This is a genomic window from Stenotrophomonas sp. Marseille-Q4652 (assembly GCF_916618915.1).
Taxonomy (GTDB): domain Bacteria; phylum Pseudomonadota; class Gammaproteobacteria; order Xanthomonadales; family Xanthomonadaceae; genus Stenotrophomonas.
Map to the genome: position 1 here is coordinate 505262 of NZ_CAKAKE010000001.1, position 24929 is coordinate 530190.

The window sequence follows — 24929 nt, forward strand, 5'->3', positions numbered from 1 at the left end:
GGCGGCAAGGGTCGGCAACGGTCCATTCGAAGAAAGCATCATCCAAGGAAACCCCTCGTGGCAAAAATCACCAAAACCTTCCAGTACGGCAAGCACACCGTCACGCTTGAGACCGGCGAGATCGCCCGCCAGGCCAGCGGCGCCGTCATCGTCAAGATGGACGACACCGTGCTGCTGGTCACTGCCGTTGCCGCCAAGAGCGCGCGCGAAGGCCAGGACTTCTTCCCGCTGACCGTCGATTATCAGGAGAAGTTCTACGCGGGTGGCCGCATCCCGGGTGGTTTCTTCAAGCGCGAAGGCCGTGCGACTGAAAAGGAGACCCTGATCTCCCGCCTGATCGACCGTCCGATCCGCCCGCTGTTCCCCGAGGAATACAAGAACGAGGTCCAGATCATCGCCACGGTGATGTCGCTGAACCCGGAAATCGACGGTGACATCCCGGCCCTGATCGGCGCCTCGGCTGCCCTGTCGCTGGCAGGCACCCCGTTCAAGGGCCCGATCGGCGCTGCCAAGGTCGGCTACAAGAACGGCGAGTACATCCTCAACCCGACCGCCGCAGAGCTGAAGGAATCGCAGCTGGAGCTGGTCGTGGCCGGTACCGCCAACGCCGTGCTGATGGTCGAGTCCGAAGCCGCGCTGCTGTCCGAAGAAGTGATGCTCGGCGCCGTGACCTTTGGTCACCGCGAGATGCAGAAGGTCATCAACGCGATCAACGAGCTGGTCGCCGAAGCCGGCATCAAGCCGAGCGAATGGGTCGCCCCGGCCAAGAACGAAGCGCTGGTCACCGCCCTGAAGGACGTGGTCGGCACCCAGCTGGCTGCTGCCTTCCAGATCCGCGACAAGCTGGAGCGCCGCGACGCCATCGCCGCGGTCAAGAAGGCCGCGATGGAGACCCTGGCCGAGCGAGTTGCCGCCGAAGGCTGGAACCCGGCCGAGCTGGGCAAGGAATTCGGCGAGCTGGAATACCGCACCATGCGTGACTCGGTACTGGACACCAAGGTCCGCATCGACGGCCGTGCCCTGGACACCGTGCGCCCGATCTCGGTGAAGGCCGGCGTGCTGCCGCGCACCCACGGCTCGGCGCTGTTCACCCGTGGCGAGACCCAGGCCATCGTGGTCACCACCCTGGGCACCGCCCGTGACGGCCAGGTCATCGACGCCGTCTCCGGTGAGTACAAGGAAAACTTCCTTTTCCATTACAACTTCCCGCCCTACTCGGTGGGTGAGTGCGGCCGTTTCGGCGCGCCGAAGCGCCGCGAGATCGGCCACGGTCGCCTGGCCAAGCGCGGCGTGCTGGCCGTGATGCCGACCCTGGAAGAGTTCCCGTACACCATCCGCGTCGTGTCGGAAATCACCGAATCCAACGGCTCCTCGTCGATGGCCTCGGTGTGCGGCTCGTCGCTGGCCCTGATGGACGCCGGCGTGCCGGTGAAGGCCCCGGTGGCCGGTATCGCCATGGGCCTGGTGAAGGAAGACGACCGCTTCGTGGTCCTGTCCGACATCCTGGGTGACGAAGATCACCTGGGCGACATGGACTTCAAGGTTGCCGGTACTGCCGAAGGCGTGTCCGCGCTGCAGATGGACATCAAGATCGAAGGCATCACCGAAGAGATCATGAAGCAGGCGCTGGAACAGGCCAAGGCGGGTCGCCTGCACATCCTGGGCGAAATGGCCAAGGCCCTGACCGCGCCGCGCGAAGAGCTGAGCGACTACGCGCCGCGTCTGCTGACCATCAAGATCCACCCGGACAAGATCCGCGAAGTGATCGGCAAGGGCGGTTCGGTGATCCAGGCGATCACCAAGGAAACCGGCACCCAGATCGACATCCAGGACGACGGCACCATCACCATTGCTTCGGTGAACAATGCTGCCGCCCAGGAAGCCAAGCGCCGCATCGAGCAGATCACCTCGGACGTCGAGCCGGGCCGTATCTACGAAGGCAAGGTCGCCAAGATCATGGACTTCGGTGCGTTCGTCACCATCCTGCCGGGCAAGGACGGCCTGGTGCACGTCTCGCAGATCTCCAGCGAGCGCGTGGAGAAGGTCAGCGACAAGCTGAAGGAAGGCGACGTGGTCAAGGTCAAGGTGCTGGAAGTCGACAAGCAGGGCCGTATCCGCCTGTCGATCAAGGCCGTGGAAGAAGGCGAGGGTGCCTCGGCCGAATAAGCCGATCCCGGACTGGATCCAGAAAAAAGCGGGCTTCGGCCCGCTTTTTTTTGCCCGCTCGGGACGGATCTGCCCGCTGGGTATCCCGCTCAGTCCGGGAACAGCTCCCTGGTCGCCCGGCTGGAGCGGGTGCGCACATGCATCGAGGCGGCCATCAGCTTCAGCGCCCGCGTCGAGCGTTCGGGCGAGATGGCCGCCACGCAGTCGCTCGGCACCCAGAGGTCGTACTCACGCATGTTCGCGCCCTGTGCGGTGGCCAGGATGCAGGAGTCCGTCGACAGGCCGGCCAGCACCAGACGGGGCATGCCCAGCTTGGCCAGCAGGATCGCCAGCGGCGTGCCGAGGAAACCGGAGTGCTTGGGTTTGAGTACGTAGTAGTCGTGCGCACGTGGCGCCAGGTGGCGGACGATCTCCGAGGGCGGCCCCTCGGCCTCCAGGCAGGCGCCGAGCAGGTCGCGGAACTCCCCCCGCCAGTTGGCGAAGTTGTCGTTGACGTAGAGCGTGGGCGCGCCGGCATCGTCGAAGCGCTGGCGCAGGCGGGCGATGCGCGGGGCAATGGCCGCAGCCGCCTCGGCCAGTGGCCGGCCACCTTCGAAGTCGAACAGGTTGATCATGTCCACGATCAACAGGGCGGTATCCGATCGCGGTTGCATCGCGCTTCCTCGTGCTCGCAGTGGTCGCGGGTTGCAGGCCGGGCAGGGCGGCCGGGGCAGCCAGTGTCGACGGTCGGATGTGGCCGCGGGGTCAATGCGGACGGCGGCGACCCGTGGCGAATCTGTCTTCGTTCCGCGGGGGCGCCCGGGCACTCACCCACAAAAAAAGCCCGCTGCCAAGGGCAGCGGGCTCGGGTTTACGCGTTGCAGCCAGCGATCAGAACTTGTAGTTCACGCCGATCTGGTAGCTGCGACCCCATTCGACGGATTCCAGCGGGCGGTCCTTGGTCTCGGCGTAGGTCTTGTACATCGAGTTGGTCAGGTTGCTGCCCTGCAGGAAGATGCTCAGGCCCTGCAGCGAGCTGCCATCGGCGAAGGTGTAGCCGATCTGGGCGTCCACCACGTCCTCGCCTTCGACGTAACGCAGGGTGCGCGCACCGTTGAAGTTGCCGATCTCACCGATGAAGTCCGAACGCTTGCGCTGGTTCACGCGCACTTCGAAGCCGCTATTCTCGTAGTAGGCGGTGAAGTTGTACACGCGCTTGGACAGGCCCGGCAACATGATCGGATCGCTGCCCACCGAGGAGGTGGTGGCCGGGTCCGGCAGGATGCTGATGTCGCTGTCGTTGAAGCCGGCGCTGGCGACCACGCCGAAGCCACGCAGGGCATCGGTGAACAGGTCCAGCGGCAGCGAAGCGGTCAGCTCCAGGCCGCGCAGGCTGCCACCGTTGCCGTTGAACGGGGCGGTGTAGTAGCCGGTGGACTGGATCGGCGCCCTCAACTTCTCGGCGTTGCCTTCAACCTTCAGCCATTCGGCTACCTGGTTGGTGAAATCGTAGCCGTCGCGCTTCTCGGTGTAGATGTAGGTCTTCAGGTCCTTGTAGAAAAACGAAGCAGCCACGTAGGCCTTGTTGCCAAAGTACTTCTCCCAGGACAGGTCGACCGCATTGGCGATCCACGGATCCACTTCCGGATTGCCGCCGCTGGCGCCGGGGATGCCAGTGCTCTCGTCCACGTAGAACTCGAGCGACGCACGCAGTTCGTCCACGCGCGGACGTGCAACCTGGCGGGCCAGGGCGAAGCGCACGGTGTTCTCTGCCGGCAGTTCGAAGGCCAGGTTCAGGCTGGGCAGGAAGTCGGTGTAGGTCTTGCCCTTGTTGACCGGGATGACCTGGCTGCCGACCGGCTGCGAGTCATCCCAGTAGTTCGAGTGCGAGGACTGGTCGACGTGCTGGGCCTGGATGCCGATATTGCCGCGCACCGGGATCGAGCCGATCTGGGTGCTGATGTTGGCGCGCAGGAAGGTCGTGGTGATTTCCTCGTCCACGGTCCACTGCTTGGGGATCAGGTAGCTCTCGGTGGTGGTCGGGTTGAACACCATGTAGCGGGCGACCGCGGCCGGCACGTTCCAGGCCGGGATCACGCCGGCCCCGGCAAAGCCGAGGTTGACCGGGGCGTACTGCAGGTCGGCGGCAATGCTGGTGTCACCCTGTGCGCCGACGTTGATGTTGCCTTCGGCCTGGGTCTTGTTCTTGCTGCGATCGGCGTAGTTGACGCCCACGTCGATGTCGGAGAACCAGGAGAAACCTTCCGGTGCGGCGAAGCTGGCCATCAGCTTGAAGCCCTTCAGCTCATCGTCCACGTGCGGAGTCTTGCCGTAGCCCGAACCATAGATGGTGTTGGTCAGGTACAGGTCGGCCGGGTTGGAGTAGTCCAGGCCCGGGGTGAACTGCGGGAACTTGCCGCCGTCGAAGTTCACCGTCACCGAATCCAGCTGCGGGGCCGGCAGCAGCTGCAGGTTGTTTTCCAGGTTCAGCTCGTCGCGCTCGGCCTTGGACCAGCTGACGTCGGCAATGACGCGGACCTTCTCGAAGTTGAATTCGTTGTTCCAGCCCAGCGCCTTGATGTTGTCCTCGCGGTGGTTGTACATGCCGCGCACCAGCGGATAGACGTTGTTGGCCACGCCGCCGACGAAGGTTCCATTGCCGTTGATCACCGGGTTGGTGACCTGCAGGCGGTCATAGCCACCGTTGAAGTCGCCCAGGCGGATTTCCATCTGGTTGGCGGTGTCGTATTCCTCGGCATCGGTGTAGAAGCCGTCCAGTGTGCTCGTCCAGGTGTTGTTCGGACGGAACTGCAGGGTGGCCATCACGCCATCGCGCTTGGCATTGCCGGTGCGGCGCAGAGCCTTGATGCCGTCCGAATAGAACGTGCCTTCCGCAACGCCCGGGCGCCAGCCATCACCGATGGCCTGCCACGGCTCGTACAGGCCGACCTGGTTTTCCTGCTTGGCCATGTCCGAGTGGGAATAGCCGATGGCCAGGCCGATGGTGCCGTTGGCGAACTGGTCGATGTAGCTGGCGTTGATGCGGTTGCCGTACGGATCCACGCCGGCGGCTTCGCCCAGCGAGTTCTTCTGGTAGCGGCCGCTGACGGAGATCACGCGCTCGGAGAAGCTGAGCGGACGCACGGTCTGCATGTCCAGCGTGCCCGACAGGCCCTGGCCGATCAGGCCGGAGTCCGGGGTCTTGTACACGGTCACGCCGTTGATCAGTTCCGACGGGTACTGGTCGAACTCGACGCTGCGGTTGTCACCGGTGCTGACCATTTCGCGGCCATTGAGCAGGGTGGTGGCGAAGTCGGGCGACAGGCCACGCACGCTGATCACCTGGGCGCGGCCGGCAACACGCTGTGCGGCCAGGCCCGGCAGGCGGGCGATCGACTCGGCGATGCTCACGTCCGGCAGCTTGCCGATGTCCTCGGCGGAGACGGCCTCGACGATCGAGGTGGCGTCACGCTTGACCGAGATCGCGCTCTCGATGCCGCGACGGATGCCGGTGACCTGGACGGTGTCGAGGTCGACGGCGCCCTGGCCAGTGGTGGTTTCGGTGGACTGGGCGACGGCCCAGCCCGGCGACACGATGGCGGTCAGCGCCACGCTGAGTGCGCTGCGTTTGAGGTTCAACATTTTCCCTCCCAGGCAATGTTGGGATTCTTTCGAATCCGGAATCTGTGTTGTGTTGTAAGACGTCCGTGCGGATGCAGGATCGCCCCGCATTCCTATGGCGCGGCGCGCACATGTTAAGCGGCGGCCTTTGCGGCTTGAGTGCACTGCATACGTATTCAAAGCGTTTTCCACGGGGAAGAACGCGCGATGCGGCGGGTTGCGGCCCGGGCGATGTCCGCCATCGTGGCTGCAGGACAGTCGCGGCCATCCTGAGTGGGCCCGTGCAGTGAATACGTATGCAACCAGGGCGGTCACCAAGGTGCCGCCGCTAACCTATTGCCGCGGCGCCGACGAGCGCCTGTTTTGGCCCGGAGGGGGGCATCCATGACGCAACAACCCTGGTGGCGCGGTGCCGTCATCTACCAGATCTATCCGCGCAGCTTCCTGGACACCAATGGCGATGGCGTGGGCGACCTGCCCGGCATCATCGATCGCCTCGATTACGTGGCCTCGCTGGGCGTGGACGCGATCTGGATCTCGCCGTTCTTCAAGTCGCCGATGGCCGACTTCGGCTATGACATCGCCGACTACCGCGACGTCGATCCGCTGTTCGGCAACCTGGACGACTTCGACCGCCTGCTCGACAAGGCGCATCGGCTTGGCCTGAAGGTGATGATCGACCAGGTGCTCAGCCATACCTCGATCGAGCACGACTGGTTCCGCGAAAGCCGCCAGGACCGCACCAATCCCAAAGCCGACTGGTACGTGTGGGCCGACCCGCGCGAGGACGGCACGCCGCCCAACAACTGGCTGTCGCTGTTCGGCGGCAGTGCATGGCAGTGGGAGCCGCGGCGCGAGCAGTACTACCTGCACAACTTCCTGGTCGACCAGCCTGACCTGAACTTCCACAACCCGGACGTGCAGAAGGCCACGCTGGACAACGTGCGCTTCTGGCTGGACCGCGGCGTCGATGGCTTCCGCCTGGATGCGATCAACTTCTGCTTCCACGACGCACAGTTGCGCGACAACCCGCCCAAGCCGGCGGACAAGCGCGTGGGTCGCGGCTTCAGCCCGGACAACCCGTACGCCTACCAGTACCACTACTTCAACAACACGCAGCCGGAAAACCTGCCGTTCCTGCAGCAGTTGCGCGCGTTGATGGACGAGTACCCGGGCGCGGTCGGCCTGGGCGAGATCTCCTCGGAGGACTCGCTGGCCACCACCGCCGAATACACCTCCGGCGGCCGCCTGCACATGGGCTACAGCTTCGAGCTGCTGGTCGACGACTACAGCGCCGGCTACATCCGCGAGACCGTCTCGCGGTTGGAAGCGGCGATGACCGAAGGCTGGCCGTGCTGGGCGATCTCCAACCACGACGTGCAGCGTGCGGTGACCCGCTGGGGCGGCGGCGCGCAGACGCCGGGCTTTGCGAAGATGCTCGCGGCGATGGTCTGCTCGCTGCGCGGTTCGGTGTGCATCTACCAGGGCGAGGAACTGGGGTTGCCCGAGGCCGACGTGCCCTTCGAGAAGCTGCAGGATCCCTACGGCATCACCTTCTGGCCCAACTTCAAGGGTCGCGATGGATGCCGAACGCCGATGCCGTGGAATGGCAGCGACAACGGTGGCTTCAGCCAGGCCACGCCGTGGCTGCCGGTGCCGGACGAACACCTGCCGCTGTCAGTGAATTCGCAGGATGGCGTGGCAGACTCGGTGCTGCAGGCGTTCCGCCAGTTCATGCACTGGCGTGCGCAGCAGCCGGCGCTGCGCCTGGGGTCGATTGAGTTCATCGAACTGCCCGAGCCGGTGCTCGGCTTCGTGCGCGAGCACGACGGGCAGAAGCTGCTGATGCTGTTCAACCTGTCGGCCGGGGCCGTGCAGCAGGCAGCTCCGGCCGGGACGTGGAACGTGCTGCCGGTTCCGGGCCAGGCCAATGGCCAGCTGCAGGGGCATGTGGCGGCGCTGCCGGGCCATGGCGTGCTTTGCCTGGTTGCCGGTTGATCCCGTCCCACGGTTGTTGATGCGAAGGGCCCTGCGGGGCCCTTCGTCCTTTCCGGCGCAGCGTGCGCCTTGTCCGGTGCAGGCGTCCGCGATCCATCGCCAGCGGCGTCCGGTTCATCGCCGCATCCGCGGTTCCGTCGCGCCGCTGTTGTAGCGGCCGGTTGCCGGCAGCATGCTCGGTCGCGCTGACACACTGGAGATGGAAATGAAGCTGCTGCTGGTGTTCCTGGCCTGGTGCATCCTGTTCGTGCTGTGCTGGCCGCTTGCGGTGCTGGCACTGATGGCATGGCCGCTGCTTTGGTTGCTGTCGTTGCCGCTGCGCCTGGTCGGCATCACGTTGGGCGGTGTATTCGCCCTGCTGACCGCGCTGGTGCAGCTGCCCGCACGCCTGCTGGGCTGGCGGCCGGCAGCGGCCGTGGCGCGCTGAGAGCAAAAAAATCCCGCGCCATGGGGCGCGGGATGGGGAACACCGGATCGTTGGTGGAAGGTTCAGTGCGGCTGCGCTGGAAGCGGGACCAAACGCACCGCCGCGCCACCGCCGGCGCCCATCGGCAGCGCCAGGCTGTCATCACGGGTCACCTCGCGGGTCTCGTGGACGAAGGCAAACGGGTTGCTCTCCCAGTTGGCACCCTCGCCATCGCGGTAGATCTCGGCGCGGTAGCGCTGGCCCGGCGCCAGGAAAGACAGGGCGGCCTGCAGCTGGCGCGGCTGGTTGTCACCGACAGCACCGAGGAACCACTCCTCGCTGCCACGCGCCTTGCGTGCCAGTACCGCGTATTCGCCCACGGCACCATCGACCAGCCGGCTTTCCTCCCAGTCCACTGCCACGTCGCGGATGAACTGCAAGGCCTGCGGCTGCTTTGCGTAGTGCTCGGGAAGGTCGGCCACCATCTGCACCGGGCTGTACAGCACCACGTACAGCGCAAGCTGCTTGGCCAGCGTGCTGCGCAGCTTCTGCCCGTTGCGGCCTAGCAGGCTGACGATGCCCGGGGTGTAGTCCATCGGCCCGGCCAGCATGCGGGTGTACACCAGGGTGGCCTCGTGCTCCGGCGGATTCGGCGGATCGGCCCAGGCGGCGAACTCCATGCCGCGCGCACCTTCGCGCGAGACCCAGTTCGGATACGTGCGGCGCAGGCCGGTGTCCTTGATCGGCTCGTGCGCGTTGATCGCGATCCTGCGTTTGGCCGCGGCCTGCACCACGCGCAGGTGGTGGTTGCTCATCCACTGGCTCTCGTGCCACTCGCGCACCACCGGGCCATTGGCGCGGTCCTGGCGCTGGATGTCACCGGCGTCGCAGACGTAGCCGGTCTTGACCACGTCCACGCCGTTGCGCGCGTACAGATCCAGCGCGGCCGGCAGCTGGCGCTCGTAGTGGCTGACCGCGCAAGCGGTCTCGTGGTGGCCGATCAGGTGCACGCCCTTGCCGGCGGCATAGCGGGCCAGCGCCGGCAGGTCGAAGTCGGCAGTGGAGCGGGTGAAGTCAAAGCCCCAGCCATTGGCGAACCAGTCGCCGTCCCAGCCCGGGTTCCAGCCTTCCACCAGCACGCCGCGGAAGCCGTTGTCGGCGGCGAAGTCGATGTAGCGGCGGGTGTTGGCGGTGGTGGCACCGTGCTTCGGGCCGGTGGCCCAGGTCTCGGTCTCCAGGTGCAGCGACCACCACACACCCACGTACTTGGCCGGGGTGAACCAGCTGATGTCGCCGATGGCATTGGGCTCGTTGAGGTTGAGGATCAGGCTCGATTCGACCAGTCCGGCGGCCTCGGCCGCGATCTGGATCGTGCGCCACGGGGTGTTGAACGGCAGCTTGCGCACCACTGCCGCGCCCTCGCTGGAGGGCGTCAATGCCGCACGCAGCACGTCACCGTCACCCCGGGCCAGGTTCATGCCGGCGTAGTCGACCAGCGCGGCCTCGTGGATGGAGACGTGCACGCCGCTGTCGGTGCGCAGGGTCAGCGGGGTCTGCGCGGTGCCGATCTGGTTGAGGGGGGTGCGGGTGTACAGGTATTCCTCGCGGTTCCACTCGAACGCCGGGATCCACCACGCGGTGGCGGGCTGGGCGATGGCGAACTCGGTCAGCTCGGCACGGATCCGTGCCTGCTGCATCGCCTTCTGCTGCGGGAATTCGTAACGGAAGCCGACGCCGTCGTCGTACACGCGGAACACCACGTCAAAGCGCCGGCCGTCGCCACGCTCGGCGAAGCTGGCACGCAGCTCGTTGTAGTGGTTGCGCGTCTGGCGGCGCTCACCCCAGGGCTGCTCCCAGGTTTCATCGACGCTGCGGGTCGACTGGCCGACGAACTCCAGGTTGCGTTCCAGCCGCCCGTCACCGAGCAGGAAGCCCAGCCGCGAGGGGGCGATCACCGGCTGGCCGGCGCGCTCGATGCGGTAGGCCGGGCGGTTCTCGTGCTGGGCTTCCAGCACCAAGGTCAGCACCTCGCCCGGCGAGCTGATGCGCGCCAGGGTTTCAGCAGCCGCCGGCCAGGCAGCGGCCCAGGCCAGCAAGAGGGCGACCAAGGGCCACGACGGCCGGCGGTGCGGGGCAGGAGAGCGATGGCTCATGGGCTTACTCCAGGACGTAAACAAGGACGGTGCGTGGTGGCACGCTGAAACGGCCGCGCGAGGGATGGTGCCGTGCCTGCTCGCGCGGACGCGGGTCGGCGGCGGTCGGCGACAGGTGGACCGGATGCAGGCGGTAGCGCTTGCCGGATTCGCCTGGCAGTTCCACTACCTGCGCTTCGGGCGAGGCGTTGAGCAGGTACAGCACTTCGGCGAAGTTCGCGCCTTCCAGGTCGCGTCCGTCGAGATGGCCGGCGATCACCAGCGGGTTCTGCCGTGGGCCGCTGTTGGGGAAGCGCAGCCGTGCGTTGACCTGGCCGGCATCGCGCAGGCGGAACAGCGCTGAGCTGGCGCGGATGCGCAGCAGGTCGCGCAGCGCATCGCGGGCGAAGGCGATGTCCGCCGACGACGGCCTGATTGACGCATCGGCCAGGCGCGGCGCGATCCACGGCCAGTCCTTTTCGTTTCCGCTGGCCGGCGGCAGGCCGGTGCCGAAGAAGTTGTCGCGGTAGGTCCAGTCCAGCCGGTTGAACCAGTCGCCGGAGTCGAAACTGTTGCGGTCCATCGACTTCGATCGCAGCGTGTCGATGCCGGCGTGGAAGTAGGCCACGCCCTGGCTCAGCGCGGTGGTGGCCATGCCCAGCACCTGCACGCGGGCGCGCTCGTGCGCCGGGGTGCCCAGCGGCAGGCGGTAGGCGTTGAGGTCGAACAGCGTCTCGTTGTCGTGGTTCTCGACGTAGTTGACCACCTCGCCCGGTGCGGCCGCATAGCCGGCCGGCTGGCCGTTGTAGTCCAGCTCGTGCAGTGGCAGCTGGCGGCCATCGGCGGCGGTGAACACGTAGTCGCGCAACGTGCCGGCCAGGCCGACCCGGACCAGGTCGGCTGCAGCCAGCAGCTCCTTGTGACCGAGCGCGGGATCGGCGTCCGCGTTGGGCGCGTAGACCAGGCCGTTGAGCCAGCCCTGTCGCGCCACCTTGTCGCGGCCGCTGTCGCCCGGGCTGCCTCCACGCAGCGCATCGCGTCCGCGGTCGCTGAAGGTGCCGATGCCGCTGCCGGCCAGCGACAGCTGCGAGGCCTGCACGAAGCGTTTGCCGTCGACCACCTCGCCGAAATTCCAGCCTTCCCCGATCAGCTGCACCGGACGGCCGGCGGCCGCATCCACGCGACGCTGCAGGGCCTCCATCGCCGCACGCGGCTGGTGGCCCATCAGGTCGAAACGGAACGAGTCGATGCGGTAGTGGCGCGCCCACAGTTCGGCCGAGTCGATCATCAGCCGCGCCATCATCGCGTGCTCGGTGGCGGTGTTCTCGCAGCAGGTGCTCTGCTCGACATTCCCCGCGGCATCAAGCCGGTGGTAGTAGCCGGGCACGATGCGGTCCAGCACCGAGCGCTCGTCCTGGCCGGCGGCAAAGGTGTGGTTGTAGACCACGTCCATGCCCACGCGCAGGCCCATGCCATGCAGGGCCATGACCATTGCGCGGAACTCGCGGATCCGCACGGCGCCATCGGACGGGTCGGTGGCGTAGCTGCCTTCCGGGGCATTGAAGTGGTACGGGTCGTAGCCCCAGTTGAAGCAGTCGCCGGCGGCATCGGCCATCACCGCGGCCTGCTGCGCCGGGCTGTCGGCCGCCGCATCCGGCACCTGTGGGGTACTGCAGCCACGCTCGGGCACGCTGGCGAAGTCGTAGACCGGCAGCAGGTGCACGTCGGTCAGTCCGGCGTCCTTCAGGGCGCGCAGGTGTGCCATGCCGGCGCTGCCGGTATCGGTGAAGGCCAGGTACCTGCCGCGATGGGCGGCCGGCACGCTGCTGTCGCCGATCGAGAAATCGCGCACGTGCAGTTCGTAGATCGACATGTCGGTCTGCGACGGCAGCGGTGCCGGGCGCGGGGCTTGCTCCCAGCCGGCGGGCTTGAGCGCGGGATCGTCGAGGTCGGCGATGAAGCTGCGGCGTGAGTCGGCGCCAAGGCTGACCGAATATGGATCGGTGACGCGATTGCGGACCATTCCGTGGCCACGCACGTACACCTCCACCAGCCAGGTGTAGTAACTGCCGCGAAGGTCGGCGCCGGCCTCCGCATGCCAGATGCCGGTGGCGGGATCGACGCTGGCTTGCAGCCGTCGCAGGGCAGGGCCCTCGCCGTCGGCATGCACGCACACCGAAACCGCCTGCGCGCTCGGTGCCCACAGGCCGAACGTCGTGCTGCCGGCGGCTGGTATTGCGCCCAGCCCGCTCGCTTCGGTCGCGGCCGCATACAGGTCATCCAGCGCGCCGGGGGATTGCACCGCCGTGGCGGCAACTACCCGGCCGGCGGCGTCCTCTGCCACCAGCACCAGCGCCTGTCGATGCAGTTCGCGCAGGCGCCCGTCATCGATCGACAGCTGCAGTTGCGGCCCTTCGCCGACATGGGCGAAGCGTCGGTGTACGCCTTCGTCCCCGCCTCCGGCCGGCTGCAGTTCCAGCACGCCGGCATGGCCGCGCACACGCCTGCCGGGCAGGGCGACGATGCCACCGCGGGGGGCGTGGTAGAGACGGTATCGGGTTGCGGTCTGGGCACCCGGCCAGCGCAGGGTGTGGCGGTCCAGCCAGATCGCGCGGGCCTCGTCCGGGCCATGACGGTCGGCGGCGAGCACCTGCACCGGGCCGCGGTCGCAGTCGGCCAGTGGTAGCGACGTGGCGGCGAGTGTGGCCGCCGGCAGCAGGGCCAGGCCGAGCGCGGCGGCGTGCAGGGCGCACGGTCGCAGGCGCCAGCGCGAGCTGGCGTGGGTGCGGTGTCGCATTGTCCCCTCCCGGGATGCTGCGGGTTGTTCGTCCGTGCCGGGGCACGGGGGGCAACACTATAGGCACGCACGCTCGTGATCCGGCCCGATTGCAAGGCATTGAATACGTATGCGTCGAACGTGCGCCGCTGGTGAGCGGCCTCTACCATGGCCCGGCATCCCGCAGTCCACATCGCATCGTGCTTCCCGGAGGGGGGAACCGCTTGATGAAAAGCAAACCGCAGCTGTCGTTCTGGCAGATCTGGAACATGTGCTTCGGCTTCCTGGGCATCCAGTTCGGCTTCGCCCTGCAGAACGCCAATGCCAGCCGCATCTTCCAGACCCTGGGTGCGGACATGGATGATGTGGCCGGCCTGTGGATCGCCGCCCCGCTCACCGGCCTGCTGGTGCAGCCGATCGTCGGCTATCTCTCCGACCGCACCTGGAACCGCTTCGGTCGCCGTCGCCCGTACTTCATGGTCGGCGCGCTGTTCACCACGCTTGCGCTGCTGGTGATGCCCAACTCGCCGGCGCTGTGGATCGCCGCGGGCACGCTGTGGGTGCTGGACGCCTCGATCAACATCTCGATGGAACCGTTCCGCGCCTTCGTCGGCGACCAGCTGGCGCCGCGCCAGCGTCCGGCCGGCTATGCGATGCAGAGCTTCTTCATCGGCGTCGGTGCGGTGGTCGCGAGCATGCTGCCGTGGCTGCTGGCCAAGGCCGGCGTGGCCAATACCGCCGAGGCCGGTATGGTTCCCGATACCGTGCGCTACGCGTTCTATCTGGGCGGCGTGGTGCTGTTCCTGGCCATCGGCTGGACCGTGCTGCGTACCCGCGAGTACTCCCCGCAGGAGCTGGCCGCGTTTGACGATGCCGAACCCGCGTCGGCTACCCCCGCCGGAGAGGGCGTCGCCATTGTCGCCGGCAGTGCCTGGGCGTGGCTGCTGGCCGGCATCGCCATGGCCGTGGGCATCCATCTGGCTGCCGGTGACCGCATGCTCTACGTGCTGGCCGGCCTGTTCGCCGCCTACGGTGCGCTGGTGCTGATTGCCCGGCGCCTGCAGCCGACGCGGATGCTGGCGGTGATCGTGCATGACGTGCAGCACATGCCCTCGACCATGCGCCAGCTGGCGGTGGTGCAGTTCTTCTCCTGGTTCGCGCTGTTTGCGATGTGGATCTACACCACCGCCGCGGTCACCGGCGTGCACTTCGGTGCCACCGATACGTCCTCGGCCGCCTACAACGACGGCGCCAACTGGGTTGGCGTGCTGTTTGCCGCCTACAACGGTTTTGCCGCGCTGGCCGCGATCCTGATCCCGTGGCTGGTGCGCGCCATCGGCCTGCGCTGGAGCCACCTGGTCAACCTGTGGCTGGGTGCGGCCGGCCTGCTGTCGCTGCTGGTGATCCGCGACCCGCAGTGGCTGCTGCTGTCCATGGTCGGCGTCGGTTTCGCCTGGGCCTCGATCCTGTCGCTGCCCTATGCACTGCTGTCCGACAGCGTGCCGGCGGCAAAGATGGGCGTGTACATGGGCATCTTCAATTTCTTCATCGTCATCCCGCAGCTGGTCGCGGCCAGCGTGCTCGGCTTCGTGCTGCGCCACTGGCTGGGCAACCAGCCGATCCTGGCCCTGGCCGTCGGCGGCGCCAGCCTGCTCGTCGCCGGCCTGTGCGTGCTGCGGGTCCATCACCAGAACCAGGAGGCCTGATGCGCCCGAACATCCTCAAGCTCTCGATGGCGCTGGCCCTGGCCGGTGCCGGCAGCGCGCATGCCGCCGACAAGGACTACTACGGCACCCTGGAGCCCTTCGCCAGCCACGCGGTGTACTTCGTGGTCACCGACCGTTTCGTCAACGGCGATACATCCAACGACCAACGCGGGCAGGGCGGCGAGCACCGTACCTTCGACATCCCGGTGCCGTGCGACGACGGCATCGACGGCAACATCGGCTACCTGGGGGGCGACTTCAAGGGCGTGCTGGACAACGCCGGCTACATCCGCGACCTCGGCTTCGGCGCGGTGTGGATCACCCCGATTGTCGAGAACCCCGACCAGGCCTTCACCGGTGGCAAGCCGCTGAGCTGCGGGAGCTCACTGACCGACAATGGCAAGACCGGCTACCACGGTTACTGGGGCATCAACTTCTACAGGCTTGACGAGCACCTGCCCAGCGAGGGCCTGGATTTCGCCGCCTTCACCAAGGCCATGCACGAGCAGAAGCTCAAGGTGGTGCTGGACATCGTTGCCAACCACGGCTCGCCGGCGTGGGGCATGGCCAAGACGCAGCCACAGTTCGGCCAGCTGTTCGACCGCGATGGCACGCTCATTGCCGACCACCAGAACCTGCCGCCACAGCAACTGGACCCACAAGGCAACCCGCTGCACGCGTTCTACAACAACGTCGGCGCGGTCGATGGCAGCAAGGGCTCGATCTTCGACGGCAACCTCGCCGAGCTGGCCGACTTCAACCAGGACAACCCGGCGGTCATGGAGTACCTGGCCGGTGCCTACCTGCAGTGGCTGGGGCAGGGCGCCGATGCGCTGCGCATCGACACCATCGCCTGGTTGCCGCATCCGTTCTGGAACGAGTTCACCCGGCGCCTGCGTGCGGAGCACCCGGGCCTGTTCATGTTCGGCGAGGCCTTCGATTACGACGCGGCGAGGATCGCCGAGCACACCGATCCGGCCAATGCCGGGGTCAGCGTGCTCGACTTCCCGCTCAAGCAGGCGCTCGAGTCGGTGTTCGGCCACGAACAGGCCGGCTTCCAGCGCCTGGCTGGCGCGCTGCACCTGCAGGACGGCCCGTACGCCAATCCGTACGAGTTGATGACGTTCTACGACAACCACGACATGCCGCGCATCGATGCCAGCGACGAGGGCTTCATCGACGCGCACAACTGGCTGTTCACCGCGCGCGGCATCCCCGTCATCTACTACGGCTCGGAAACCGGGTTCATGCGCGGCCGCGCCGAGCACGCCGGCAACCGCAACTACTTCGGCCAGGAGCGGGTGGATGCCGCGCCGCAGAGCCCGATCTTCCAGCAGCTGCGCCGCATCGCGCGGCTGCGCGAAGCCACGCCGGCGCTCCAGCGCGGCCTGCAGGTCAACGTGGAACTGCGTGGCGACACCGCAGCGTTCTACCGCGTGCTGCAGCACGAGGGCACGGCGCAGACCGCGCTGGTACTGCTCAACAAGGGCGACCGGGCGAAGACCATGAAGGTCAGCCGCTACCTGCAGGCCGGCACCTGGCGCGACGCGTTCAGCGGTGAATCGGTGGAGGTCGGGCGGCAGCTGAAGGCCGACGTCCCGGCCCATGGGGTCCTGGTCTTCCTGTCCGATGCCCCGGTTACCCGCGCCGACCTGCTTGGGCAGCTGGATGCGCTGATGGAACGGAAGTCGGCACAGCGCTGACCCGCACCGGCTCCGGCAGCCGCCGGGGCCCCCTCGGGTATTCCTGCAAGCGACAGCCGCCCGGCGAGGGCGGCGCGTCTCAGGACGCGACGGAGGAGCCGCGGATCACCAGTCGCGCCGGGATCGTGCGGTTCTGGCCCGGCTCGCCATTGATCCGGGCGATCAGGCTTTCCACCAGCAGGGTGCCGGCCAGCTTGGTGTCCTGCTGCACCGTGGACAGCGGCGGCACCGCCGAGGCGGCCACCGGGATGTCATCGAAACCCACCACGGACACGTCCTGCGGGATGCGCAGCCCGTGCTCGCGCAGCGCGCGCATCGCCCCCAGGGCGATCAGGTCGCTGGCGGCAAATACCGCATCGAACGGTTGGTCCCGCTGCAGCAGGGCCGTGGCCGCCTCGTGGCCGGACAGCTCGGTGGTGATCGCATCGACCTGCAGTGCGGGCTCCGGTTCCAGTCCCGCCTCGCGCAGGGCCTGGGTGTAGCCGCGCCAGCGCTCCTGGAACTCCGGGTAGTGGTCGGAGGCATCGCCGAGGAAGGCGATCCGGCGCCGGCCGACCTGCAGCAGGTGGGCGGTGATATCCAGCCCGCCCTGGAAATTGTCGCAGCCGATCGAGATGCCCGGCTGGTCCGGCAGGGTGGCGCCCCAGCGCACGAAGTGCGTGCCCTGTTCGACCAGGCGCTGCAGCCGGTGCTGCGCCTCCAGGTAGTCGCCATAGCCGAGCAGGATCAGCCCGTCGGCCTTGTTGCTGTCCTCGAAGTCGGCATGCCAGTCGCTGGACAACTGCTGGAACGAGACCAGCAGGTCATAGCCGCGCACCGCGCAGGCCCGGGTGATCGAGCCCAGCATCGAGTGGAAGAACGGGTTGATCAGCGAGTCGTCCGGGGTCGGGTCCTCGAAGAACAGCAACGCCAGCGTGCCCGACTGCTGGGCGCGCAGGCTGGAGGCGTTCTTGTCGACCTTGTAGTTCAGCTCCCGGGCGATGGCCAGGATCCTGCGCCGGGTTTCCTCGTTGACCATCGGGCTGCCACGCAGCGCCCGCGACACCGTCGGCTGCGAGACGCCAGCCAGGTAAGCGATGTCCAGGGAGGTGGCCTTGCCTTTGATGCTCATGGGCGCCCGGGTGTGAAAGTGCCGGCTATGATGCCATGCCCGGCCAGTCCGATCGCCCCGCGGGGCAGGCATCCCGGGCCTGTTTGGTTTAAGATCGCGGCATCCCTTGGATCCGGATTCAGGTGGCCCGCGGAAACGCCGGCCGAGCGTGCGACATGAGCACTACCACCGCCCACTGCTGACGTTGCCGAGGCCCTGGCTGCAGGCGCCCTCGCGGCGCTTTTTTTGTTGCCTGTATTTTCCCCGCGGACAGCACTTTCCATGTGCCTGCCGCCCCCGCCCAGAGCGGGTCCCGACCCCAGTGAATGCCATGATCACCATCACCCTTCCCGACGGCAGCCGCCGCGAATTTGAAAATCCGGTCAGCGTCATGGACGTTGCCCAGTCCATCGGTGCCGGCCTGGCCAAGGCCACCATTGCCGGTTCGGTCGATGGCGTGCTGGTGGACGCCTGCGACGTCATCGACCACGACGCCACCCTGCGCATCATCACCGCCAAGGACGAGGAGGGCGTGGAGATCATCCGCCACTCCTGCGCCCACCTGGTTGGCCACGCGGTCAAGCAGCTGTACCCGGACGTGAAGATGGTCATCGGCCCGGTGATCGCCGAGGGCTTCTACTACGACATCTACTCCGAGCGCCCGTTCACCCCGGACGACCTGGCCGCGATCGAGAAGCGCATGGGCGAGCTGATCGCCCAGGACTACGACGTCATCAAGAAGATGACCCCGCGCGCGGAAGTGGTCGAGATCTTCAAGGCCCGCGGCGAGGACTACAAGCTGCGCCTGATCGAGGACATGGCCGACGACATCCAGGCCATGGGCATGTACTACCACCAGGAATACGTGGACATGTGCCGCGGCCCGCACGTGCCCAACACCCGCTTCCTGAAGGCGTTCAAGCTGACCCGCATCTCCGGCGCCTACTGGCGCGGTGACGCTGCCAACGAGCAACTGCAGCGTATCTACGGCACCGCCTGGGCCGACAAGAAGCAGCTCGAGGCGTACATCAAGCGCATCGAGGAAGCCGAGATGCGCGATCACCGTCGCATCGGCAAGCAGCAGGATCTGTTCCACCTGCAGGAAGAGGCCCCGGGCCTGGTGTTCTGGCACCCCAAGGGCTGGGCGCTGTGGCAGGTGGTCGAGCAGTACATGCGCAAGGTCTACCGCAACAGCGGCTACGGCGAAGTGCGCTGCCCGCAGATCCTGGACGTGAGCCTGTGGAAGAAGTCCGGTCACTGGGACAACTACCAGGAGAACATGTTCTTCACCGAGTCGGAGAAGCGCACCTACGCGGTCAAGCCGATGAACTGCCCGGGCCATGTCCAGGTGTTCAACCAGGGGCTGCACAGCTACCGCGACCTGCCGATCCGCTATGGTGAATTTGGTTCCTGCCACCGCAACGAGCCGTCCGGCGCGCTGCACGGCATCCTGCGCGTGCGCGGCTTCACCCAGGACGACGGCCACGTGTTCTGCACCGAAGGCCAGATCGAGTCCGAAGTGACCGCCTTCCACCAGCAGGCGCTGGCGGTCTACAAGCACTTCGGCTTCGAGGAAATCCAGATCAAGATCGCCCTGCGCCCGGAATCGCGCCTGGGCGACGACGCCACCTGGGACAAGGCCGAAGGCGCGCTGCGCTCGGCGCTGTCCAGCTGCGGCGTGGAGTGGCAGGAACTGCCGGGCGAGGGCGCGTTCTACGGCCCGAAGATCGAGTACCACCTCAAGGACGCCATCGGCCGCACCTGGCAGCTGGGCACCATGCAGGTCGACTTCATGATGCCGGGCCGCCTGGGCGCCGAGTACGTGGACGAGAACAGCCAGAAGAAGCACCCGGTCATGCTGCACCGTGCGATCGTCGGCTCGATGGAGCGTTTCATCGGCATCCTGATCGAGCACCACGCCGGCCAGTTCCCGGCCTGGCTGGCCCCGGTACAGGTCGTTGTCGCCAACATCACGGACGCTCAGGCTGAATACGTGAACGAGGTCCGCAAAACCCTTGCGGATCAAGGCTTCCGGGTCACTGCCGATTTGCGGAACGAGAAGATCGGCTATAAGATCCGCGAGCATACGCTGCAGCGGGTGCCGTATCTGCTGGTGGTCGGAGACCGCGAGAAGGAGAATGGTGCCGTGGCCGTGCGCACGCGTTCGGGCGAGGACCTGGGATCGATGCCGGTCCAGGATTTCATCGAACGACTGCGGGCCGAACAGGCGCAGTGAGCAACCCCGGTCCGGCGGATGAGCCGCACGGACCGGACCGACACCATTTGGAGATTGGAATATCAGCACCCCTGACAACAAACAGAACCGCAAGAATCATGAAATCCGTGTGCCGCGCGTCCGCGTGATCGGCAGCGACGGAGAGATGATTGGCGTGTTGTCGCGCGACGAAGCGCTGTCGATGGCCGAGGACGAAGGCCTGGACCTGGTCGAGATCCAGCCGCAGGCGGATCCGCCGGTCTGCAAGATCATGGACTTCGGCAAGTTCAAGTTTGAAATGCAGAAGAAGGCCAACGAGGCCAAGAAGCGCACCAAGCAGGTCGAGATCAAGGAAGTGAAGTTCCGTCCGGTCACGGACGAGGGCGACTACCAGATCAAGCTCCGCAAGATGCGCGGCTTCCTGGAAGATGGCGACAAGATCAAGGTCAACATCCGCTTCCGTGGCCGTGAGATGAGCCACCAGGAGCTGGGTCGTGAGATGGCCAACCGCATCGAGGCCGACCTGGGCGAGGACATCGTGATCGAATCGCGCCCGCGCCTTGAAGGCCGGCAGATGGTCATGATGATCGCGCCGAAGAAGAAGTAAGCCGCGGCCTCAGGGCCAGCAGCTTTCGGTAGTGGACGGGCGCCGGCAGGCGCCCGTTTGCCGTTCCGGCGCCTCGCGGGCCCGGAGGCCACTGCCAATCAATGGTTTGCATTGACCCCTTCACGAGGGCATAATGGGCGGCCCGGTATTGCCGGGTGCCGTGCAAACGGCTCAGGACCGGTCAGCGCCCGCAGGGGTGGCGGACTTACAAGCAGGCAAGGGCACGGACGGAAAGTGTGGCAAGGCCACCGCCCTGGTCAGTGACAAAACACCATCAAGGACATAGCAATGCCCAAGATCAAGACCAACCGGGCGGCGGCCAAGCGTTTCCGCAAGACCGCATCCGGCAAGTACAAGGCTGGCCACGCCAACCGTAGCCACATCCTCACCAAGAAGGCGACCAAGCGGAAGCGTAACCTGCGTCAGACGAACCACGTCCGCGCAGAAGACGCAGGCCGTCTGGACCGCATGCTCCCGTACCTCTGAGGAATTAAGACATGGCACGAGTAAAGCGTGGTGTGCAGGCGCGCCGCCGCCACAAGAAAATCCTGACCCTGGCCAAGGGCTACTACAACGCCCGCCGCAAGGTCTTCCGCGTTGCCAAGCAGGCCGTCATCAAGGCCCAGCAGTACGCCTACATCGGTCGTAAGCAGAAGAAGCGCAACTTCCGTTCGCTGTGGATCACCCGCATCAACGCGGCTGCCCGCATCAACGGCATGAGCTACAGCCGTTTCATGAACGGCCTGCTGAAGGCTGGCATCACCCTGGACCGCAAGGTGCTGGCCGACATCGCCGTGCACGACGCGGCCGGTTTTGCCGCGCTGGCTGAAAAGGCCAAGGGCGCACTGGCAGCATAAGTCCCTCCCCTGCTGTTGCCGTTCGCGCGCAACGGCGGTGGGTAAGGCAATGCATGGGGAAGGGCGCAAGTCCTTCCCCATTGCTTTTTCAGGGCCACCAACCCGCGTGGTGGCCGGTAGCGGTGGCGACGGGGGTCGGCCCGGCGCGGACCGTGGTGGCATACGAACCGAGGCTCCGTCGATCCATGAGCGACATCCAATCCCTGACTGCGCAGGCGCTGGCCGAAGTGGCCGCCGCGCAGACTCCCGAAGCGCTGGAAGCCCTGCGCGTGGCCCTGCTGGGCAAGAGCGGCAGCATCACTGCCCAGCTCAAGCAGCTCGGCGGCCTACCCGCCGAAGAGCGCAAAGCCGCCGGCGAGGCGATCAACCGCGCCCGTGATGCGCTGAGCACCGCGCTGACCGAACGCAAGGCCGTGCTGGAAGACGCTGCGCTGGACGCGCGCCTGGCTGCCGAGGCGATCGACATCACCCTGCCGGGCCGGCGTGGCGAACGCGGTGGCCTGCATCCGGTCACGCGCACGCTGGAACGCATCACCGAGATCTTCGGCCGCCTGGGCTACGAGCTCAGCGAGGGTCCGGAAATCGAGGATGACTGGCACAACTTCGAGGCGCTGAACTTCCCGCCGCACCATCCGGCGCGCGCCATGCACGACACCTTCTACTTCGGCGATGGCCGCCTGCTGCGCACGCACACCTCCGGCGTGCAGGTGCGCTACATGGGCGATCACGCGCCGCCGCTGCGCATGATCGCCGCCGGCAAGGTGTACCGCTCGGACTCCGACCAGACCCACTCGCCGATGTTCCACCAGGTCGAGGGCCTGCTGGTCGACGAGCATTCCACCTTCGCCGACCTCAAGGGCACGCTGAGCGAATTCGTGCGCGCGTTCTTCGAGCGCGATTTCGAGATGCGCTTCCGTCCCAGCTACTTCCCGTTCGTGGAGCCGGGCGCGGAAGTGGACATCGCCTGGCAGCAGGCCGATGGCAGCACCCGCTGGCTGGAAGTGCTGGGCTGCGGCATGGTGCACCCGAACGTGCTGCGCAATTGCGGCATCGATCCGGAGCGCTACACCGGCTTTGCCTTCGGCCTGGGCGTGGAGCGTTTCGCGATGCTGCGTTATGGCGTCAACGACCTGCGGGCGTTCTTCGAGAACGACGTGCGCTTCCTGCGCCAGTTCGCCTGATCCAGACCTGCATTCGCATAGCGGCCGCGCCTGGCGCGGCCGATCCTGCAAACGGACACGGCGGGGAACAGCCCGCCAAACGGTGACAATCCGATGAAATTCTCTGAAAACTGGCTGCGCAGCCACGTTCCCACCAGCGCCTCGCGTGACGAGCTCAGCGCGGTGCTGACCGCCATCGGCCTGGAAGTGGAAGAGGTGACTGCGCTGGGCGAAGGCCTGCAGCACGTGGTCGTGGCCCGCATCGTCGAGGCCGTGCGTCATCCCGAAGCTGATCGCCTGCAGGTGTGCAAGGTCGACGCGGGGCAGGGCGAGCTGCTGCAGATCGTGTGCGGCGCGCCGAACGCGCGCGCGGGCTTGGTCGCGCCGCTGGCGATGGTCGGGGCGCAGATTGGCGAGCTGAAGATCAAGCCGGCCAAGCTGCGTGGCGTCGAATCCAACGGCATGCTGTGCTCGGCCAGGGAACTGGGTCTGGACAGCGATGCCTCCGGCCTGTTCGAGCTGCCGGATGATGCGCCGGTCGGCCAGACGCTGGTCGAGTATCTGGGCCTGCCGGACGCCAGCATCGAGATCAAGCTCACGCCCAACCGCGCCGACTGCTTCAGCCTGCGCGGCATCGCCTTCGACGTGGCTGCTGCATGCGCCAGCGAAGTGGTGCCGTTCGCCGCCGAGCCGGTGCCGGCCAGCGGCAGCCGCGAACTGCAGGTGGCGCTGGACGCCGGTGCCGAAGCGCCGCGCTACCTTGGTCGCGTGATCGAGGGCATCAACCCGGCCGCGCGTACGCCGCTGTGGATGGCCGAGCGCCTGCGCCGCAGCGGCGTGCGTCCGGTGTCGCTGCTGGTGGACATTACCCAGTACGTGATGCTGGAACTCGGCCAGCCGATGCACGCGTATGACCTGGGCACGCTGCAGGGCTCGATCGGGGTGCGCCGTTCACGCGCCGGCGAGGTGCTCAAGCTGCTGGACGGTCGCGACGCCACGCTGGATGACAGCTTCCTGGTCATCACCGATGCCGACCGTCCGGTCGGCCTGGCCGGCCTGATGGGCGGCTTCGATACCCGTGTCACCGATGCCACCACCTCGGTGTTCCTGGAGGCGGCACACTTCGCCCCGGCCGCGATCATGGGCCGCGGCCGCAAGCTCGGCCTGCACACCGATGCCGGCCACCGCTTCGAGCGCGGCGTGGATCCGGAACTGCCGCGCCTGGCCATCGAATACGCTACCCGCCTGGTGCTGGACCTGGCCGGTGGCAGCGCCTGTCCGGTGACCGAGGCCGTGCGCAGTGACGATCTGCCCAAGGCCGCCAGCATCGCCCTGCGCCGCGCCCGCATCCGCCGCGTGCTGGGCATCAAGATTGCTGACGCCGACGTCGAGCGCATCCTGCGGGCGCTGGGCATGGGCGTGACCGCGACCGGCGAAGGCTGGCAGGTCACCGCGCCCAGCCGCCGTTTCGACATCGCCATCGAGGAAGACCTGATCGAGGAGCTGGCCCGTATCCACGGCTACGACCGGATCCCGACCACGCTGCCCGGCGGTGCCTCGCGCATCGCCATGCCGAGCGAGACCCGCCTGGACGAGGCGAGCGCGCGTCGCCAGCTGGTCGCGCGCGACATGCTGGAAACCATCAACTTCGCCTTCGTCGATGCCGGGCTGCTCAAGCAGTGGGGCCTGGACGGTGCGCAGGTGCCGCTGGCCAATCCGCTGTCGGCCGAACTGGCGGTGATGCGTCCGCAGCTGCTGCCGGGCCTGGTCGCCGCGCTGGGCCGCAATGCCGCCCGCCAGGCCGGCCGCGTGCGCCTGTTCGAACTGGGCCGCGTGTTCCATCCGCAGGCCGGCGAAGGCAAGCCGGCGCCGGTGGAAACGCTGCGCGTGGCCGCCGCGGTCTGCGGCGATGCCGACGCCCTGCAATGGGGCACGACGACCCGCAAGGTCGATTTCCATGACCTCAAGGGCGACCTGGAATCGCTCGCCGCCGCTTCGGGCGCCGCGCTGGAGTTCCGTCCGTCGCAGCGCTCGTTCGGCCATCCGGCCCGTTCGGCCGACGTCTGGCGCGATGGTGCCTGCATCGGCTGGATCGGCCAGCTGCATCCGCGCCTGGCCAGGGCGCTGGACATCGATGTGGACGTGATTGCCTTCGAACTGGATGTCGAGCCGCTGCTCGCGCGCCAGGTGCCGCGTGCCGGCGAGCTGTCGCGCTTCCCGTCCGTGCGCCGTGACCTGGCCTTCCTGGTGCCCGACGAGGTCACGTGGGCGGCGCTGGCTGCCACCATCCGCACTGCCGTCGGCCCGCTGCTGCGCGACGTGGTGCTGTTCGACCGCTACGTCGGACAGGGTGTCGATCCGGGGTTCAAGAGTCTCGCTATGGGCTTGATTTTGCAGGACAAGTCGCGCACTCTCACGGATCGCGACGTGGATGCCGTGGTTGCCGACGTGGTGGCTGCCATCGAGCGCGAACATCGCGCCCGGATCAGGGGCTGAGCAGGACACAGGGGGCA

The 24929-nt window shown here is 67.0% G+C and carries 16 protein-coding genes; 11 read left to right on the forward strand and 5 right to left on the reverse strand.

Translation table 11 applies throughout. The features are described 5' to 3' along the window. Nucleotides 1–57: 57 nt before the first annotated feature. On the forward strand, nt 58–2166 hold the full coding sequence (pnp, locus tag LG380_RS02310) for a polyribonucleotide nucleotidyltransferase (protein WP_225763425.1): 2109 nt from the start codon (nt 58–60) through the stop codon (nt 2164–2166). Nucleotides 2167–2255: 89 nt separating this feature from the next. Here the strand turns inward: pnp and LG380_RS02315 are convergent, their stop codons facing one another. Continuing rightward, a complete protein-coding gene (locus LG380_RS02315) occupies nt 2256–2819 on the reverse strand; it encodes an isochorismatase family cysteine hydrolase (protein ID WP_225763426.1) in 564 nt (187 codons plus the stop codon). A gap of 217 nt (nt 2820–3036) precedes the next feature. Next, on the reverse strand, nt 3037–5787 hold the full coding sequence (locus LG380_RS02320) for a TonB-dependent receptor (protein WP_225763427.1): 2751 nt from the start codon (nt 5785–5787) through the stop codon (nt 3037–3039). Between the two features lie 363 nt (nt 5788–6150). Here LG380_RS02320 and LG380_RS02325 point away from each other — a divergent pair, with 363 nt between their 5' ends. Together LG380_RS02325 and LG380_RS02330 are read left to right on the forward strand one after the other, a co-directional pair. After that, entirely contained in the window at nt 6151–7764 is a 1614-nt protein-coding gene (locus LG380_RS02325; RefSeq protein ID WP_225763428.1) for an alpha-glucosidase, read from the forward strand. A 205-nt stretch (nt 7765–7969) separates the two neighbouring features. Further along, a complete protein-coding gene (locus tag LG380_RS02330) occupies nt 7970–8191 on the forward strand; it encodes a hypothetical protein (protein WP_225763429.1) in 222 nt (73 codons plus the stop codon). 62 nt (nt 8192–8253) lie between these two features. On the opposite strand, the gene LG380_RS02335 is transcribed toward LG380_RS02330, so the two are convergent. Beyond that, nucleotides 8254–10323, reverse strand: a complete 2070-nt coding sequence (locus tag LG380_RS02335) for a glycoside hydrolase family 97 protein (protein WP_225763430.1) — start codon at nt 10321–10323, stop codon at nt 8254–8256. Nucleotides 10324–10327: 4 nt separating this feature from the next. Continuing rightward, the gene (locus tag LG380_RS02340) at nt 10328–13099 is read right to left on the reverse strand and encodes an alpha-1,6-glucosidase domain-containing protein (RefSeq protein ID WP_225763431.1); all 2772 of its coding nucleotides are present in this window, start codon (nt 13097–13099) and stop codon (nt 10328–10330) included. Nucleotides 13100–13305: 206 nt separating this feature from the next. Between LG380_RS02340 and LG380_RS02345 the strand changes: the two genes are divergently transcribed. Next, nucleotides 13306–14784, forward strand: a complete 1479-nt coding sequence (locus LG380_RS02345; protein ID WP_225763432.1) for an MFS transporter — start codon at nt 13306–13308, stop codon at nt 14782–14784. Next, the gene (locus tag LG380_RS02350) at nt 14784–16487 is read left to right on the forward strand and encodes an alpha-amylase family glycosyl hydrolase (RefSeq protein ID WP_225763433.1); all 1704 of its coding nucleotides are present in this window, start codon (nt 14784–14786) and stop codon (nt 16485–16487) included. The genes LG380_RS02345 and LG380_RS02350 overlap by 1 nt, the downstream gene beginning before the upstream one ends. A gap of 79 nt (nt 16488–16566) precedes the next feature. Here the strand turns inward: LG380_RS02350 and LG380_RS02355 are convergent, their stop codons facing one another. After that, nucleotides 16567–17598: a LacI family DNA-binding transcriptional regulator gene (locus tag LG380_RS02355; RefSeq protein ID WP_225763434.1), complete on the reverse strand. Its 1032-nt coding sequence runs from the start codon at nt 17596–17598 to the stop codon at nt 16567–16569. Between the two features lie 310 nt (nt 17599–17908). Between LG380_RS02355 and thrS the strand changes: the two genes are divergently transcribed. The 6 genes from thrS (at nt 17909) to pheT (ending at nt 24912) form a co-directional block, all read left to right on the forward strand. Continuing rightward, nucleotides 17909–19813 carry a threonine--tRNA ligase gene (gene thrS / locus LG380_RS02360; protein WP_225763435.1) on the forward strand — a complete coding sequence of 635 codons (1905 nt, stop codon included), beginning with the start codon at nt 17909–17911 and terminating at the stop codon, nt 19811–19813. Between the two features lie 61 nt (nt 19814–19874). Then, the gene (gene infC / locus LG380_RS02365; protein WP_225766418.1) at nt 19875–20399 is read left to right on the forward strand and encodes a translation initiation factor IF-3; all 525 of its coding nucleotides are present in this window, start codon (nt 19875–19877) and stop codon (nt 20397–20399) included. Between the two features lie 288 nt (nt 20400–20687). Continuing rightward, entirely contained in the window at nt 20688–20885 is a 198-nt protein-coding gene (gene rpmI / locus LG380_RS02370) for a 50S ribosomal protein L35 (RefSeq protein ID WP_010342861.1), read from the forward strand. Between the two features lie 11 nt (nt 20886–20896). Beyond that, entirely contained in the window at nt 20897–21256 is a 360-nt protein-coding gene (gene rplT / locus LG380_RS02375) for a 50S ribosomal protein L20 (protein ID WP_017157120.1), read from the forward strand. A 185-nt stretch (nt 21257–21441) separates the two neighbouring features. Continuing rightward, nucleotides 21442–22437 carry a phenylalanine--tRNA ligase subunit alpha gene (locus LG380_RS02380; RefSeq protein WP_225763436.1) on the forward strand — a complete coding sequence of 332 codons (996 nt, stop codon included), beginning with the start codon at nt 21442–21444 and terminating at the stop codon, nt 22435–22437. 93 nt (nt 22438–22530) lie between these two features. Further along, nucleotides 22531–24912 (forward strand): phenylalanine--tRNA ligase subunit beta, encoded by a 2382-nt coding sequence (gene pheT / locus LG380_RS02385; RefSeq protein WP_225763437.1) that lies wholly within the window; start codon nt 22531–22533, stop codon nt 24910–24912. The last annotated feature ends 17 nt before the right edge of the window (nt 24913–24929 follow it).